Raw genomic sequence first — 16,096 nt, 5'->3', positions numbered from 1 at the left:
AAATGCTAGATGAAGCAGCTAATCGATTAATAACAGAATCACATTAGAAGCCTATGAATCACCAGCGAGGAAAGGGGCTATTCAAGAATTACTAAATTTCTCATCAATAGATTATTTAGAAGTAATTCAACATTGTACGAATGCAGAGATTAATGTGAAAAATTAACTTTAATACGCATTACCACAAAACGTTATCTACGTAGTACCTTTACTTGGAACGAACATATACACTGTAAGTCGTTACATAACCAACATTCTATTATTTTGAACAGGTAATTCCCTATTTTTATTGAAATATACATTAAGAAAAACTATAAAATTGATTAGTCTCTCACTTCTTTGTCTATCCTTTTAAAAAATCTATTTTTTTGTAAAAGGAGTGTTTATATGGAGAAACAGAAACTTTGGAAAAAATTCAAGGAAAGCTCAGCAGATCTCGGTAAATCTAGCGTATATGAAAGTATTATTTTATATTACACAATGAGAAAAAAAGGGTTACCTACTAAAGCGAAATTCATCATATTAGCCGCTCTATCCTATTACGTATTAACAATCGACTTTATTCCAGATATAGCTGCTATTATTGGGATTGGCTTATTAGATGATGTTTTGGCGATCGCTGTAGCTCATAAATACGTGATGCGCCATGCAGACGCCGAAATTCGAGAAAAGAGCAAAGTAAAAATGGAGTCATTATTTACTCCCGCACAAACATAATGAAAAAGGAGCTAATATAATGTTACTTAGCTCCTCTTTTATTACACAATGTTTAAATGTACTATTTCATTTCACTTCATTCGCCACAAAAAATTGTTCACAAACACTCGATATGCGCTGTAAGTCTACGTTCCCACCAGATATAACCGCTACTACTTTTTTCCCCTTAATATATGTATCCACTTTCCCTGCAAGTAGAGCAGCAGTAGCTAATGCGCCTGCACCTTCTACAACAGCTTTCCCGCGTTGTAATAAGTCTTTCATCGCTAATTCCAGCTCTTTTTCTGATACTGTTACAATATCATCTACTAATTCTTTTACAACTTCAAAAGTTAAATTGCCTGGTATTTTTACCGCGCAACCATCTGCTATCGTAGGTGCCTCATAATGTTCTATAATTGTACCTTTGTCATAAGATGCCTTCATCCCATGAACATTTTCTGCTTGGACACCAATTATATGAATCGACGGATTAAAAGATTTTAATGCAACAGCAATTCCAGAAATAATTCCTCCTCCACCAATTGGTACAATGACCGTATCAACATCCCACATATCATCAAGAATATCTAATCCTATTGTACCTTGACCAGCCATTACTTCTACATCGTCATATGGATGTAAGTATGTTTCACCTGTTTCTCTAATAATCTCCTCACATTTTGCCTTCGCATCATCAAAGGTTTCACCATGTAAAACCACTTTAGATCCATATCCTTTCGTTGCATCAACTTTCGCTTGAGGGGCAGAAATCGGCATTACAATTTTACTTTTAATACCGAGTAAATGAGCAGATAAAGCAATTCCTTGCGCATGATTACCAGCAGAACAAGCAATTACTCCTCTCTCTTTTTCTTGATCTGTCAGCTGTGACATTTTATTAAACGCACCACGGAATTTAAACGAACCTGTTAATTGCATATTTTCTAATTTCAAGTGAATTTCTCCACCTGTTTTACTAGTCAAATAAAATGATTTTACTAATGGAGTTTTACGAGCATTTCTGTCCAAAATAGTTTGAGCTTTTTTAATATCGTCTATATGCAATGGTAGTTTTTTAGTTATCATACTAACACCTCTTCCAATGTTCTATTCCTAAGTTTTCGTAAGTCGCAACTCCTTTATACGAAATGAAAAAGTCTTTATATATGTACCCCACTCTGTAATACATACATCTGCAAACAATTCAACATCCTCTTCATATCACGTTCTTTATAATGATTTAAGCATGCAATTTGGATCCAATTATTCTTTCGTAAATACGCTGATTCATAATGAACAATATATCCTTGTAACGCTAACGCATCACCGACCGCTTTAGAAGAAAGACCTCCATTTAATTGAATCGTAAGTATAATTGGCGCGGCATATTCTTTAGGTGAAACAAGTTTTAACCCTATACTAGTAATAGCTTCTTCCATATAATCATATGTCTCTTTAATTTTTACAAATGCTTTTTCATCTTCAAATCTCTTCAACGCTTCTTGCAAAGCATTAATTAAATTCCATGAATGGGAATATGGAATACTTTCATTTTCTTCGTACATACCAATATCCATATAGGCTGGTAATGTCTCGTTTACTTTCACATTATGATTATGAAAAATGAAAGATAATCCAGTCAACGATTTAATTGCCTTTCCGCTCACGCCACTCGCAAAATATACATCCTTTAAATCTATCGGTATCGCTCCAATTGAGCTAATACAATCTACACATAGTTTCACTTTATACTTTTCACATAAAACATTTAGCTCGTCTAAATCATTTAACATTCCAGTTGATGTTTCGTGGTGAACAAACCAAAGCCATTCATAATGTCCAGCTCCCATTATTTTTTCCAATTCTGTATAAATAAACGGTTCTCCCATTTCTTTTTTATACGTATCAAAATGTAACTCTGCACGTGTTGCATGCCCGACTAATCTATTACCAAATTCCCCATTTGTTAATACGAGCCCCTTTCCTTTTAAAGAACGTAACTGGAAAGCAATGGCATCATTCGCTAATGTCCCTGTTCCTAACATGATTTGCACACGTTTTGCTTTTGTCATTTGAAGTAATCGTTTCTTTACATTATCCATAGTCACTTGAAATGACTTAGAACGGTGTGAAATAGGCTTAGTAGAAAATGCCTTTCGAACATTCTCTTCAATATCTACTGGGCCGGGTAAAAACGTATACTCTTTCGTCATAATTCCCCCAACACTCGATGCTTCAAACATAGCAGGGGTAACATACATAGGCTGGAATGCTGCTGCTTCTGTACCAACTAACGAATGGAAAGATTTGAATCCCATTTGCTCATATAAAGGTAGTTCACGTGTTGTTGCAGAAATGAGTGCCAATTCATATCCATTTAGAAGTAAATAACGATGTAAAAAGCGAATTAAACCTAATAACGCTCTTCCATTTCGATATTCACTTTCTACTGAAAGTAAACGAATTTCATATACGTTTTCTCCATGTTCTTGCAAATAAAAATCTAGATTTGAAATTTTATAATCTAACGAGAATGGTCGTTTTCCTCGCAACGCAACCATACCTACTAACTTATCGTCATCTAAACAAATTAAATATGTATTTTCTTCATGAAAACAATCTATACGAACACGATCTTTCGTTTCTTCATGTTGCGGAATTTCTTCTACAAATGTTTTATAATTCAATTTATGTATACTTTCAAATTCCCAAACTTGATCAGCAACTTTATAAATTAACCTCATGCCCTATCTCCTTTATCTATTTAATAAAAAATGATAAGTGGAGATTAACCCCACTTATTAAATGTTTATTTCATTCGCGATTTACATATAAAATAAGTACAATGATGAGTGCACTTAAAATAGTCGTAACAATTGAGTAAGAATACAAAATCATGCAAAGTGGTAAACAAGCAATTGTAATTAGTCCTGGCTTCGTAAATCCTTTAAAGATTAAATAAAATATAATGAAAACTGCAACGAGGGTAAGCGCTATCAAATAATCAAATGCGATTAGTCCTCCGATAAATGTTGAAATACCTTTACCGCCCTTACCTTTAAATAAAACTGGATAAATATGTCCAATTATTACAGCCAATAATGTTAGCATTACAAATGTAGAATCTTCAAAAAGGTATTTTGCAATAGAAACTACGATTGCCCCTTTGATCGCATCGCCTAAAAATGTAGCGACGAAATACCCTTTTCCATACACACGGCCCATGTTTCTTGCACCAGGATTACCACTTCCTTCATCCCGAATATCAACGTTATGTCTCCATTTCGTTACTATATAAGCAGTCAATATGTTTCCAAATAAATAAGAAGCCACCAAATACAAAAATTGCATACTATTAATCATATAATCATTCACTTTCTACGTAGGAGTACTTATACAATATTCAAGAACAATGTATATTGTACGTTTCTATCCGCATCCCTTTATACATTTTAACATCATATATTTACAAATCATACAAAAATTCTCATACAGCTATTTTTTAAAATATATATTTTTCATTAAATAATATGTTCCTTTCACTGCTGATTGTGATTGTGATATAAATGTAACTTTTCCTATGCTTTTCTCACAGCATTTCTTAAATTCATCATATATTTCAGGAACGAAACGCAATATACTGCCACTTACTGCAATGGAAGCTGATAAATCAAACTGCATCTTGTTATAAACATCTATTGTAATCCTTGCTAATTCCTTTCCAGCTTGCATCATAATTTCATGTGCAGCATCATTCCCATTTCTAGCTTCCCGAATAACTAATGGTGTGATTGCTGCAACTTTATCTTTTGCAGATCTATAAACTAGACTTTTTATATGAGACGATGTCAAAAGTTGAAACTCATCTTGAATTCTTAAGCTTAATGGACAAAGTGTAACTCCTTGATCCAATTGATTTACCATTCTCTTTAAAGCTTGTAATGCAATCCAATATCCGCTTCCTTCATCTCCTAAAATATGTCCCCATCCACCGCTATACTCATGTACTTCTCCTTTTCTCCCTAGACAAATCGCACCTGTGCCACCAATCGTTAAAATTCCATCCTTTCCTTCTAAAGCGGCTGCGTGTGCTATCATTGCGTCATTAAAAACTTCAATTTGTATTCCATACTTCTTTTTTAGACGTAATGTTAATTCATTTATATTTGCTCCGCTTATACCTGCTAATCCTAAACAAATACAAACACAATGCTCTTTCACTACACTTATCTGGCAATGATCAATCGCTTCCATAATATGCACAAGAGCTTCTTCAAAATCTATTAATATGTTTCCAAATCCACTAGTAGCTCTTACAAGTTCATTTCCGTCTTTATCAAATGCAATTGCTTCTGTCTTCGTTCCCCCGCCATCTATTCCAATCATATACTTCATATACGTTCTCCTCATTTTCTTCATATTGAAGGGTACGTTACATTCCCTAAAACTACAGATTTCTTTGCACCTGTTGCACTCGGCACATTACTCGGATTACGATGATACGTTTCGTTTGCTAAAATGGCAAAGGCGATTGCTTCTTTCGCCTCTGAAGAATAGCCTATATCTTCTTGAATGAATATTGTACATTTTTCATCCTTCAATCCATACCGTATCATTTCAACAAGTGTGTTATTATAACTGCCGCCACCGCCTAAAATTACCTCATCAATTTCATAATACGGCAGAATAAACTCCTTATAATGATGAACAATTGAACTTGCTGTAAACATCGTGACAGTCGTTAATATATTTTCTTTACTATACTTTTCATACCGCTTCAATAACTGACTTACAAACTCTTCACCAAACTGTTCTCTACCTGTTGATTTCGGTGGATTCATTTTCAAAAATGAATGATTCATACAATATGTCAAAATTTCTTCTACAACTACCCCTTGTTTTGCAATGTTACCATTTTGATCATATGGCAACTGAAATAACCTTTGACATACTTCATCAATTATCATATTACCCGGACCAGTATCAAAAGCTATAACGTTCTGATCACTTTTTTGACTTGGTATTACGGTAACATTACCAATCCCGCCGATATTTTGTAGTAGTCTATTTTTAGTTGGATGACGATATAAAATAATCTCTGAATATGGTACAAGTGGTGCACCTTGTCCTCCTGCTGCCATGTCCATCGTTCGGAAATTTGAGATAACCGTCGTATTCGTGTCATATGCTATTACTGCAGGCTCCCCAATTTGTAATGTGGAAGCTATCATATTCCCTTCTGGCTTTGGCTGATGGTAAATCGTTTGTCCGTGAGAACCTATCAAATCTAATTGTTCCAAAGAAAAATTGGCCTCTTTACAAACTTCTTTTACAGCGTTGGCGAAACATAAACCTAACTTAAAATTCAAACTACATATGAGTTGGACATTTGAATTTTCTATTGATAATGCTTGTTGTATTTCACTTTTTATATCATTACGAAATGGAACTGTAGTAAAATGGATGAGTTTAACCTTAGAATCTACACCACTCCCTTCTATACGAACGAGCGCTACATCTATTCCATCTAATGAAGTACCGGACATTACCCCTGCAATATACATAACATGCATGACCTCCTATTTACTAAAAAACAATCATGTAAGTTACAAATGTACAACCGATTGAAAACAATATAAATCTAAAAAACAACTGAGCTTTCGATGCAAACGATCCATCAATGAAAGAAACAACTACTGTAAGCAAAATGCTTGCCGCAATGCTTGTAACAAGCCATATACTATGCATTTGTGATAGATGTAGCATTCTTAATAAAGGCACAAAAAGTAAATTCGCACATATCACTCCAAATAATAATAAAAATACACCTTTATAACTAAATTTTATATTCATTCCATTTCATCCTCTCTGGACTTCATGTGAAAGAAGTGATAGGCAAAATACCTATCACTCATAAATTAAAGCATAAAGATTATGGATTAACAGATTCGCCTTCACCACTCTTCTCAATTTCAAGCATATTTTTGTCGTACATTTTAAAGAATGGTAAATATATAAGGAACGATATTGCTATATTTATAAAAACTAATACAATCGCACGCCAATCCCCACCTGTTGCTAAATAAGCACCAATTGGAGCAGGTAATGTCCATGGCGGCATAATATGCGTTGGTGTTACAAATCCCATTGCAGTTGCAGAATATGCAACAGTTGCCGTTACAAGTGGTGTAATGATAAATGGGATAATTAAAATTGGATTTAGTACAATCGGTAATCCGAATATGACTGGCTCATTTATATTAAAAATACCCGGAACAATACAAGTTCTTGATAATGCTTTCGAATATTTTGATCGACCAAATACAATCATAGCTAATACAAGCCCTAATGTCGCACCAGAACCGCCAATCCATATAAACCATTGATATAACGGCTCTGGTGAAATAAATGGCAACTGATCTGCTCCACTAGCAACTGCTTCTCCATTTTTCCCTAGATATACTTCCCATAATGGCCGAGCAACAGTTCCAACAACCGACACACCATGGATTCCGAATGACCAAAAAAACGTAATTAAAAACACTGGAATCATTACACCGAAGTAACTATCGCCAGCTTTTACTAATGGTGCTGCTAGTTTATCAACAACATGGTGTAAATCAATGCTAAAAACGACAGTTACTAGACTCATAATAATAATAACGAATGCAGCAGGTATAAGTGCTTCAAACGAACGCGATACTGACGGCGGTACTTGTTCTGGCATTTTAATCATTACATTTTTCTTCTTACAAAACCTTAAAATCTCTACGGATAAAATAGAAACAATCATCGTCACGAATAATCCATGACCTCCAAGATTTGTCATCGGAAGCATAAATCCTTTTTTATCAATTAATTCAGGAGTTAATGTTAATAGCAGTGAACATACTGCAAGCTGTGCTCCTGATAAAGCATCTAGTTTATAACTTTTCGCCAAATTATATCCTATTCCAAATGCTATATATAAAGACATAATAAACATCGTTAGGCGATATGGTATTAATATACTTGTTTGATTTTTTAATGCCCAAACGGATATGAAACTATCTTTCGGTAAAGGTGGAAATGCTACGATTAAAAAGAAACTTCCTACGATGATAAATGGTAATGCTGAAATCACTCCATCACGGATTGCTTGTAAATGTCTCTGTTCAGAAAGTCTTGCCATCGGTCCAGATAAGTTTTTATCAAGAAACGTGACAAACTTATTCATAACGGTTCCCCCTAACGAATTAAATCATTTACAGTCTTTAATAAAGTCGGTCCACCAAGAGGTGTATATGCTTGCGGCGGTATAATACCGCACGGGATAGATTCCTCTTCTGCGAATTTTTTAACAGAATCAAATCGATGTCTAACTTGAGGTGCAACCATTACAACATCCCAGCCATTCTTCACTTCTTCTTCCACCTCATTTGTTCCAATCGCATGCACTTCCATGTTCATACCCTTTTTCTCCGCCTCCTTTTTTAAAGCGTTTACAACAATTGCACTGGACATCCCTCCAGAACAAACGAACAAAACCTTCATTTATGAATCCTCCTATACTTATAATTTATTCCCCTTCAAATGAAAGGAAGTTTCACTTTACTAACAAGCATATGAAGTAGTAAATGAATTTAGTTATACTGAAAGTAAATTTCAGTAAAAATATTTTTCCTATTAAATTAATGTTTCAATATTTATTTTTCTCAATTGTAAGAACAACCTCATCTCGGATATCATAATAGTTAACCACATAATAGGGAGGCGTATAAATGATTGTTAAACGTTTATTAATGATATGTTGTATCGTCATCTTTTTTATTCCTTTCACTTTCATTTCCCCTCACTCTACTTATGCTGAAGCTAATACTACGTATAAAAAACATGAATTACGTGCTGTATGGATCGCATCTGTTCTTAATATTGATTGGCCCTCAAAAACTGGCTTACCAATTGAAAATCAAAAACAAGAATTTATTAAATTATTAGACGATGTAAAAAACACTGGTATGAATGCAGTCATTGTACAAATAAAACCAACTGCTGATGCTTTCTATCCTTCAAATTACGGTCCTTGGTCTGAATACATTACGGGCACACAAGGAAAAGATCCTGGTTATGACCCACTCGCATTTATGGTCGATGAAGCACATAAAAGAAATATAGAATTTCACGCATGGATTAACCCATACCGAATAACGATGAATCACACTGATATAAATCGATTATCAAATAATCACCCTGCAAAACAACACCCGGATTGGGTTGTACCTTATGGCGGAAAATTATATTACAATCCCGGTATTCCAGAAGTAAAAAGGTTTATAACTGAAGGTGCTTTAGAAATCGTACAAAATTACGATGTTGATGCATTACATATGGATGATTATTTTTATCCATATAAAGTGGCGGGTGAACAATTCCCCGATCAAAAAACGTACGAATTATATAATAACGGTAGATTTACAAATATAGAAGATTGGCGACGTGACAATGTAAATGAACTTGTAAGAGATTTAAATACTGCTATTAAACAAGAAAAGTCATATGTAAAATTTGGCATTAGCCCATTTGGCGTATGGCGAAATATAGCTGATGATCCGACTGGCTCTAACACAACTGCCGGCCAAAGAAACTTTGATGATCTTTATGCTGATACACGTGAGTGGATACAAAAAGGTTACATTGACTACATCACACCGCAAATATATTGGAATATAGGTTTCACTCCTGCTGCGTATGACATATTAGTAGATTGGTGGGTAAAAGAAACAAATAATAAACCGATCCACCTATACATCGGTCAGGCGGCCTATAAAATTAATAATAATTCTGTCCCAGCTTGGTCTGATCCAGAAGAATACCCAAGACAAATTGAATTAAATCGGTTATATCCTGAAATAAAAGGTAGTATGCATTTTAGCTTGAAAGATATTAATAACAATCCACTAGGAATTAAAGATAGACTCTCAAAAGACATATATAAATATCCTGCATTAATCCCCTCTATGCCTTGGCTTGATCATGATCCACCAAAACAACCGACTTTAAAAGGTGCTATTCCAAGAGATGAAGGTATTGCTGTAGGTATCATTGATAATAGAGAGAATGATTCTGCTTATTACGCTATTTACCGCGTGAATGGAAAAAGTGAAGTGAATATAGAAAATCCGAAAAATTTACTTACTACTGTAAGAAAGACAAAGCCTGGAGAAATTTATTTAGATAAAACCGTTATTTCTGGAGAAACATATACGTATGTAGTAACTGCAGTTGATCGATTGCATAATGAAAGTGTTGCTTCTAGTCATACTACCGTTAAAGCAAAATAACAACTAATAAAAAAAACGCCTTAAAGCTAAGTATTATAGCTTTAAGGCGTCTTTTTTATTTATTCTTAAACTTCTCAGTCGCTGCTCTCATCTTCACATTCAAATCGTGATCAATCGAGTCACGAATATCCCGCTCTACTACTTCCATTTCTTTTTGGAAATTTTGTAAGTAGATTTTCAATTCTTCTTCTTTTTCGGGACGTTGTGATGGTGGTAGTTGCACCACTAAAGATAACATTGCTATTAAATCTTTCATTAAGAACGTTTCAAGTTTATGTTGTTGTTCAAACATACGTTGCTCTTGATAGTATGGCAGTGCATTTAATACTGAAATTGTAATATCATCAACTGTTTTTTGTAATGAAGGATTTATTGAACGTTTATACGCTTGAATTGTATTTAATGCATCTGGATATCGATCATAAAAATACAATTTATAAAACGATAAATCTGTCGGTTTTACTGTTTGCTGCGTTTCTTGTCTTAAAAAATCTTTTACTTTCATCGCTGCTACATCAATATCTTCATTAGTAAGCTTTTTCGTCGTTTTTGCCATTACATGTACTTTTTTCTGTTTTTCTTTCGGTAACATTGAGAATACTTGCTCTCTCGTACGTTGACCCGATGCACAGAAAAGCGTGTTTAATATATGTTGTTCTTTCTTTCCTTCCGTACGAATCCAACGATAAAAGAGTGGATGTTGTGTAAATTCTTGTAGAAACGGTAATGATTTATTCGATAACTTATCTAAAGAATCGTGTGCTCTTTTATATGGCTTCGTCCACGAAAAATACAGTTTACGTCCGAAATATACAACTAAAACAACGACAGTAAATGCGATTAAAAACAATGTACCGAGTAGTAATAATACAGTTTGAATAAAACTCATTTTTTCACCTCCTCTAAAAGTCTGCTATTTTCTTGGGCGCTGAATGAGTTTTTGTTTCATTTCATCATTAAATGTGTCTAGTTCAATAACAAACTTCTTACTTGACTCGATAATACGTTCTGACGATTTTTCAGAAGCTTCAATTGCAGCAAATACATTTTGGAATGATTCGCGTAATTTATCCATGCTAATTGCAGGATTTTCAAGAAGTTTTGTTGTTTCTTCTGTATTTTGTTTTAATGCCTGAGAATTACTTAATACCATAGACTCAATTGCTTCATTTGTTGCATTCACTGCATCAATTGTTTTACGCTGATTTGTTAATGCTAACTGGATAGCAGCAGAAACTGTTACAACGTTTTGCGTCATCGTAATTGCATTACGAATTGCCTCTGTTAACTTTTCATTATTTTTCTTAATAATGTCTACTGATGCGATAGATTGTAATAACACACTTTTCGCTTGTTGCATATTGCGCGTACGTACGAGTATCTTTTCTAATGCATCATTAATTAATGGAATATCCCTTTGACGTTCTGGATTTTGTTTCTCAGCTTCCAGCATGCCAGCAAGTTTTTTCCCTAAGTATACTTGCTTATCAAGCGCGTGAATTTTATCGTGTGATTGTTCCTTAAGCATCTCTAGGCCAACAGTATCTTCTTGTAAGTTGTCACGGCCAATTAGAAGCGATCTTATAATCTCCTCAATTTGCTTATCTATAGATTGGTATTTATGCACGTATGTTTCAAGTGGATTTTTCTTGAATACTTTAAACATAATTTTCTTCATGCCACTTGCTTTTAATGAGTTCGGATCAAGCTCTGATACTACTTTACGTAATTCTAACAATGTATTCGGGATTTCTTCATTTTTCCCGTTCATCATCGCTGTGACAGGACGTTTTAATGCTGATAACGTTTGTCCTGCTGCTTGTTGTTCTTTATCCCCTAAATCTCCTAGCTGAGACAATACTTTCGATAAATCTGTATTTTGCTCGCTATTTAATTTTTGTACATAAAGATCGGCTTCTTTATTTAATTCATCAAGTTCTTCATCTTTTATAACTGTATCAACTACTACTTCTACATTATTATCTTTCACAATTGATACGGGTTCTTTTTTCTCGAGTTCAGTCAACAAAATCGCTCCTTTATTTATATGTGCGAATTTATGTGCACTATATTTCATCTAATATATTGTATTTCATGTGCAAACAGCCTATATGAAATCAATTTTCAAGAAATACCTGCTTATGCAGTCATTCCCTGTTTCTTACTATAAGTATACCTGTAAACAACATAATTTTCCTCAGACTTAAGACCTAGAGACCGACATGCTGAAGGCGGATTCTTCGTATGTTACGTATATAAATTACGACCTTCCCATCCTACTGTACTCAATCTTTTGACATACACCCTTTTTCAATGTGATAATTATATTGCGTTCAATCCTATTGCTTCTTACGCGCTACAAATGCACCATTTTGAAATGCCAATAACACTGTTTCAAACATTTTATCTTCTTCAATCATTTTTATAAACTCAGCTAATTCACTCGCATGAGAAGTAGCATTATCGACAACAAGAAGACCTTGTGGTTGTAAAATGCGTTTTATATGTTCAAGCCACCACATGTATTGCGTACGCTCTGAATCTAGGAAAATAAAATCAAATGAATGATCTAGTTGTGAATCTAAAAATGCCCCTGCTTCTTGATTGTGAACATCAATCCTTTGCAACAAGTTTGCCTTTTCAAAATTGACAAGTGCCTCTCCAACTCGTTCTGAAGAAAGCTCCACAGTTGTTACATTTCCATTTGTTTCTTCTACCGCATTAGCTAACCACAATGTAGAATAACCATTAGAAGTTCCAATTTCTAAAATGTTTATTGCGCTACACCCTTTTACTAAAATTGATAAAAATTGCCCCATCTCACGAGAAATATTCCGTAATTTTTCTTCCCGTGTTTTTTTATTTCGATCATGCTCTTCTCCATATTGTTCAAGTTGAAATAATAATGAATTTAATGTATCCATTTTTTTCATCGCCTTTCTAAAGCAATATGATGAAAAAGCTCTTGTTGCTCGTCTACTTTCATTATATGCGAAACAAAAACCTTTTTCTCGTTATATGACAAAGATTTATAATTTTTTATAGCATATTGTTTCGTTTTTTGGTAAAGTTAATTTCTACGTGCAATTATTCCATTCATACTATTTTTAATTCAATTGCAGTTGTTAAATCATATAAACCCCATTTAAATGAATCGGTATTTCAAATTCAATTAAGCGCCCTTTCCGGACGCATTTTCTTTGTTTATATATTTCTAGAAGAAAGGATGCTTACAAATGAACGTGATTAGCTTAGATGCTGCTCGAAAACGAAAGCAGCACAAAAAATTAATGATTACTATACCGATTATTACACGTATTTATGAAGAAGACGGGGAAATTAAATTTGAGGTAGCTGGCGAAAAAGATGTACCTCTTGAAATGTTAGAAAAATAATAAAAAGACGCACTTCTAAAGAAATGCGTCTTTTTTATACTATTCTATTTAAGTGCATAAGTTTTTCAGGATTAACCATCATATAAATATTTGAGATTTTCTCATTCTCAAATGTGAATGAAAGTACATAAGTCACTTTGTTTTTCACTTTAACAATAACACCTGGGGCACCATTTACTATCTTATAATCAACATTGTACGCTGATGGGAACTTACTTCTAATTCCAGAGAATAAACGAATAATTCTATCTGCAGAATAGATTGGATGAATCGCAGTTGTAACTTTACCACCACCATCTGCTTTCAATATCGCATCTGTTTTTAATACTTCTAACATACCTTGCGCATCACCACATTGTAGTGATGATACAAACTTTTCAACATAATCAGCCATTTTCTTCGTACTTAATGTTGATTGCTTCGGCTTATCCAATATACTATTTCGTGCCCGTTGAAAGATCTTTCTACAGTTCACACTACTCTTATCAACAATTGAAGCTATTTCTTCGTATTCATAACTGAAAACCTCTCTTAATATGAAAACAATCCTTTCTACCTCAGACAGTTGTTGTAAAAGTAATAAATATGCTGTGGAAAGGGATTCTTTCATAACAAATGACTCTGATGGCTCATTACTTTCTTCTACAAGTGGCTCTGGTAACCACATCCCTACGTACACGTTACGTTTATGCGCTGCCGAACGTAATTTATCAATTGAACGATTTGTCGCCATCTTACACAAATATGCTTTCATATTTTCTATAGACTGAAGATCCTCTATATTATTTAACGAGATAAATACATCCTGAACGATATCCTCAGCATCCATAACACTCCCAAGGATTCTATATGCTAACGAAAATAATAATGGTTGATACGCTTCATATAATTGCTCCGTTTCCATGATGAACTCCCTCACTTTCTAATTGCTTTAAAATGTGTAACGCTGCACGTTTTCCACTTGCTACTGCAGCATCAGCTAATATTTCATCATGCCCAGTCCAATCACCTGCAACGTAAACACCTGGCATTTCAGGGATATTAGGACCTGATTTTTCAACTCGGTTTATATGAGGAAAATCATATACTACTGTTATTTTCGGTAAATATTGTTGCGCAACAACTTCTCTTTTCCAATTTGGATGTAGCAAATCCATTGTACTTTCTAACTGTTCTTTATCTTCATGAGTATGTTTCATCTCTAGTACAGGATTATGGTACTTAATTAAACTCACTGCAATTGATCCATCATCACTTAATTTAGCTGCTCTTGATTGATTCGTGAAAAATATAGGCTGATCTAACCCTAACGCAAATTGATGTGTCGGATTAGGTAATCGTCTCAAACCAATATCTAATGCAGCAACAGTAACCGGTACCGATTGTTCACTCCATCTATACAAACTTGTTCCTTCCACACCTTTAATTATGTTACAAGCTTCTTTCGGTGGAGTCGTCACAATGACTGTACCTACTTCAAATACCTCATCATCAAAACAATATATTCTTTGTTTATCTTCGTAATGCTCTATTTCCAAAACATGCTTTTTATCCAAAAATTGCACCCCGGCATGATTCGCAATGTCTCTTAATTTTGTTATTATCGTCTCCCAGCCACCATCTACATAAAATACCCCATCTTTTATCGAAAGCTGTATTTGCTTTAGTACAGATGATGCTAATTGTATTGTAGGAGCAAACGTATATGTTGTTGTTCGGCATAGCGCATAAAATATATTGCGAACCATTGGATCTTTTATTTCATTTTCTGCCCATGTAGTTAGGCTCACTTTTTGAACTTTTCTTACATCTAAATTCCCTAAACGAATCATAAGACGTGAGAATTGTACTTTTGCAGACCACGAAAGTAGTGGTGTTGATAAAATTGAACGGAAATCTGTTGGTATGGTGAAAATCTCCCCTTTCCATATTCCATGTGCTTTTGTAGATGGAATTCCACCCGGTAGATTCATACCGAGCTCATTAAAAGTTAAAAATGCGGCTCCTCCTCTATATAAGGCGTGTGCACCAAGATTCATACAGATCCCATTTTTATTAATAGTCATCCCTCGACCACCAAAGCGATTGGACTTTTCTAAAACAATCACTTTTCTTCCAGCTTTCGCTAAATATATAGACGCTGTTAATCCAGCAAGGCCACCACCAACAATTGCTACATCAAATTTCTTCATAATAAAATCCCTCCTTATCGTTCTACATACAAGACGAACGATTAAGGAGGGATGTGACATGAAAATATATTTTTACTCATCTATTTTATTACATTATTTTTTTATTCGGTCATATTGCATACGAAATAACTCAATTGCAAATGGTATATCCTCTTCACTCTTTATATAATAACTGATCCATCCTGATTCAGGTAATACGTGATGTGGTTTGACCAATCCTTGGTTTACTAATTCATCCCGCTTTAACTTTGGAAATGGTAAATCGACTAACTTATCTCCATGCAGATGACCAAGTTCTTTCTTACCGTAATTTATTTCAATGCCGCCAAATCGATGCGGTTTTTCAGAAACACCCGCCCAGCTGAGCACTTCATTTCTAATCATTTCACTAAATGACATGAACCTTCACCCCTTATTAATGATTGATGTAATATTAAATTAACACGTTCTTTACTTTTTTCCATCAATCCAAAGTATGAATGGATATACG

General features: G+C 34.3%; 17 protein-coding genes and 1 pseudogene. 4 read left to right on the top strand and 14 right to left on the bottom strand.

Going from position 1 to position 16,096, the window contains the following annotated elements; genetic code table 11:
• Nucleotides 1-25: 25 nt before the first annotated feature.
• Both NST14_RS12725 and NST14_RS12720 read left to right on the top strand, forming a co-directional pair.
• A pseudogene (locus NST14_RS12725) lies at nt 26-163 on the top strand (SMI1/KNR4 family protein); the annotation flags it as partial.
• A gap of 224 nt (nt 164-387) precedes the next feature.
• On the top strand, nt 388-717 hold the full coding sequence (locus tag NST14_RS12720) for a YkvA family protein (RefSeq protein ID WP_000414826.1): 330 nt from the start codon (nt 388-390) through the stop codon (nt 715-717).
• Between the two features lie 66 nt (nt 718-783).
• Here the strand turns inward: NST14_RS12720 and tdcB are convergent, their stop codons facing one another.
• From tdcB to NST14_RS12680, 8 genes are all read right to left on the bottom strand, one after another.
• Nucleotides 784-1,785 carry a bifunctional threonine ammonia-lyase/L-serine ammonia-lyase TdcB gene (gene tdcB / locus NST14_RS12715; RefSeq protein ID WP_000628911.1) on the bottom strand — a complete coding sequence of 334 codons (1,002 nt, stop codon included), beginning with the start codon at nt 1,783-1,785 and terminating at the stop codon, nt 784-786.
• Between the two features lie 74 nt (nt 1,786-1,859).
• The gene (locus tag NST14_RS12710) at nt 1,860-3,443 is read right to left on the bottom strand and encodes an aminotransferase class V-fold PLP-dependent enzyme (RefSeq protein ID WP_098947321.1); all 1,584 of its coding nucleotides are present in this window, start codon (nt 3,441-3,443) and stop codon (nt 1,860-1,862) included.
• A gap of 70 nt (nt 3,444-3,513) precedes the next feature.
• Nucleotides 3,514-4,062, bottom strand: a complete 549-nt coding sequence (gene plsY / locus NST14_RS12705) for a glycerol-3-phosphate 1-O-acyltransferase PlsY (protein ID WP_000610858.1) — start codon at nt 4,060-4,062, stop codon at nt 3,514-3,516.
• Nucleotides 4,063-4,194: 132 nt separating this feature from the next.
• Nucleotides 4,195-5,094 carry a BadF/BadG/BcrA/BcrD ATPase family protein gene (locus tag NST14_RS12700; protein WP_071741720.1) on the bottom strand — a complete coding sequence of 300 codons (900 nt, stop codon included), beginning with the start codon at nt 5,092-5,094 and terminating at the stop codon, nt 4,195-4,197.
• Nucleotides 5,095-5,114: 20 nt separating this feature from the next.
• The gene (gene anmK / locus NST14_RS12695; protein ID WP_073541667.1) at nt 5,115-6,263 is read right to left on the bottom strand and encodes an anhydro-N-acetylmuramic acid kinase AnmK; all 1,149 of its coding nucleotides are present in this window, start codon (nt 6,261-6,263) and stop codon (nt 5,115-5,117) included.
• Nucleotides 6,264-6,285: 22 nt separating this feature from the next.
• Nucleotides 6,286-6,552, bottom strand: coding sequence for a hypothetical protein (locus NST14_RS12690; protein WP_001021973.1), 267 nt, complete (start codon nt 6,550-6,552; stop codon nt 6,286-6,288).
• A gap of 79 nt (nt 6,553-6,631) precedes the next feature.
• Nucleotides 6,632-7,915 (bottom strand): PTS sugar transporter subunit IIC, encoded by a 1,284-nt coding sequence (locus tag NST14_RS12685; protein WP_001032282.1) that lies wholly within the window; start codon nt 7,913-7,915, stop codon nt 6,632-6,634.
• 11 nt (nt 7,916-7,926) lie between these two features.
• Nucleotides 7,927-8,232, bottom strand: a complete 306-nt coding sequence (locus NST14_RS12680) for a PTS sugar transporter subunit IIB (protein WP_000865887.1) — start codon at nt 8,230-8,232, stop codon at nt 7,927-7,929.
• A gap of 227 nt (nt 8,233-8,459) precedes the next feature.
• On the opposite strand from NST14_RS12680, the gene NST14_RS12675 reads away from it, so the two are divergent.
• Nucleotides 8,460-10,019 carry a glycoside hydrolase family 10 protein gene (locus NST14_RS12675; RefSeq protein WP_229142729.1) on the top strand — a complete coding sequence of 520 codons (1,560 nt, stop codon included), beginning with the start codon at nt 8,460-8,462 and terminating at the stop codon, nt 10,017-10,019.
• A gap of 55 nt (nt 10,020-10,074) precedes the next feature.
• On the opposite strand, the gene NST14_RS12670 is transcribed toward NST14_RS12675, so the two are convergent.
• The 3 genes from NST14_RS12670 to NST14_RS12660 all read right to left on the bottom strand — a co-directional run bounded on the left by NST14_RS12670 (nt 10,075) and on the right by NST14_RS12660 (nt 12,952).
• Complete coding sequence (locus tag NST14_RS12670; RefSeq protein ID WP_000008358.1) at nt 10,075-10,908, bottom strand: DUF3974 domain-containing protein; 834 nt, start codon at nt 10,906-10,908, stop codon at nt 10,075-10,077.
• Between the two features lie 24 nt (nt 10,909-10,932).
• Entirely contained in the window at nt 10,933-12,045 is a 1,113-nt protein-coding gene (locus NST14_RS12665; protein WP_000137402.1) for a toxic anion resistance protein, read from the bottom strand.
• A 313-nt stretch (nt 12,046-12,358) separates the two neighbouring features.
• A complete protein-coding gene (locus tag NST14_RS12660) occupies nt 12,359-12,952 on the bottom strand; it encodes an O-methyltransferase (RefSeq protein WP_001997477.1) in 594 nt (197 codons plus the stop codon).
• A 303-nt stretch (nt 12,953-13,255) separates the two neighbouring features.
• Here NST14_RS12660 and NST14_RS12655 point away from each other — a divergent pair, with 303 nt between their 5' ends.
• Nucleotides 13,256-13,414, top strand: a complete 159-nt coding sequence (locus tag NST14_RS12655) for a hypothetical protein (RefSeq protein WP_001100984.1) — start codon at nt 13,256-13,258, stop codon at nt 13,412-13,414.
• A 34-nt stretch (nt 13,415-13,448) separates the two neighbouring features.
• Here the strand turns inward: NST14_RS12655 and NST14_RS12650 are convergent, their stop codons facing one another.
• From NST14_RS12650 to NST14_RS12640, 3 genes are all read right to left on the bottom strand, one after another.
• A complete protein-coding gene (locus NST14_RS12650; RefSeq protein WP_000447135.1) occupies nt 13,449-14,318 on the bottom strand; it encodes an RNA polymerase sigma-70 factor in 870 nt (289 codons plus the stop codon).
• Complete coding sequence (locus tag NST14_RS12645) at nt 14,296-15,606, bottom strand: phytoene desaturase family protein (RefSeq protein WP_000712992.1); 1,311 nt, start codon at nt 15,604-15,606, stop codon at nt 14,296-14,298. The genes NST14_RS12650 and NST14_RS12645 overlap by 23 nt, the downstream gene beginning before the upstream one ends.
• A gap of 93 nt (nt 15,607-15,699) precedes the next feature.
• Nucleotides 15,700-16,005 (bottom strand): luciferase domain-containing protein, encoded by a 306-nt coding sequence (locus NST14_RS12640; RefSeq protein WP_000010324.1) that lies wholly within the window; start codon nt 16,003-16,005, stop codon nt 15,700-15,702.
• Between the last annotated feature and the right edge of the window lie 91 nt (nt 16,006-16,096).

This window comes from Bacillus sp. FSL W8-0519 (assembly GCF_038005585.1).
Lineage (GTDB): Bacteria > Bacillota > Bacilli > Bacillales > Bacillaceae_G > Bacillus_A > Bacillus_A paranthracis.
The sequence above is the reverse complement of the archived record's forward strand: the minus strand, read 5'-3'. Positions and strand labels throughout refer to the sequence as shown.

Bases quoted from the DNA above. Each gene is read 5' to 3' on its own strand.
- NST14_RS12720 (WP_000414826.1), top strand. From the start codon at position 388: ATGGAGAAACAGAAACTTTGGAAAAAATTCAAGGAAAGCTCAGCAGAT.
- tdcB (WP_000628911.1), bottom strand. From the start codon at position 1,785: ATGATAACTAAAAAACTACCATTGCATATAGACGATATTAAAAAAGCT.
- NST14_RS12710 (WP_098947321.1), bottom strand. From the start codon at position 3,443: ATGAGGTTAATTTATAAAGTTGCTGATCAAGTTTGGGAATTTGAAAGT.
- plsY (WP_000610858.1), bottom strand. From the start codon at position 4,062: ATGATTAATAGTATGCAATTTTTGTATTTGGTGGCTTCTTATTTATTT.
- NST14_RS12700 (WP_071741720.1), bottom strand. From the start codon at position 5,094: ATGAAGTATATGATTGGAATAGATGGCGGGGGAACGAAGACAGAAGCA.
- anmK (WP_073541667.1), bottom strand. From the start codon at position 6,263: ATGTATATTGCAGGGGTAATGTCCGGTACTTCATTAGATGGAATAGAT.
- NST14_RS12690 (WP_001021973.1), bottom strand. From the start codon at position 6,552: ATGAATATAAAATTTAGTTATAAAGGTGTATTTTTATTATTATTTGGA.
- NST14_RS12685 (WP_001032282.1), bottom strand. From the start codon at position 7,915: ATGAATAAGTTTGTCACGTTTCTTGATAAAAACTTATCTGGACCGATG.
- NST14_RS12680 (WP_000865887.1), bottom strand. From the start codon at position 8,232: ATGAAGGTTTTGTTCGTTTGTTCTGGAGGGATGTCCAGTGCAATTGTT.
- NST14_RS12675 (WP_229142729.1), top strand. From the start codon at position 8,460: ATGATTGTTAAACGTTTATTAATGATATGTTGTATCGTCATCTTTTTT.
- NST14_RS12670 (WP_000008358.1), bottom strand. From the start codon at position 10,908: ATGAGTTTTATTCAAACTGTATTATTACTACTCGGTACATTGTTTTTA.
- NST14_RS12660 (WP_001997477.1), bottom strand. From the start codon at position 12,952: ATGAAAAAAATGGATACATTAAATTCATTATTATTTCAACTTGAACAA.
- NST14_RS12655 (WP_001100984.1), top strand. From the start codon at position 13,256: ATGAACGTGATTAGCTTAGATGCTGCTCGAAAACGAAAGCAGCACAAA.
- NST14_RS12650 (WP_000447135.1), bottom strand. From the start codon at position 14,318: ATGGAAACGGAGCAATTATATGAAGCGTATCAACCATTATTATTTTCG.
- NST14_RS12645 (WP_000712992.1), bottom strand. From the start codon at position 15,606: ATGAAGAAATTTGATGTAGCAATTGTTGGTGGTGGCCTTGCTGGATTA.
- NST14_RS12640 (WP_000010324.1), bottom strand. From the start codon at position 16,005: ATGTCATTTAGTGAAATGATTAGAAATGAAGTGCTCAGCTGGGCGGGT.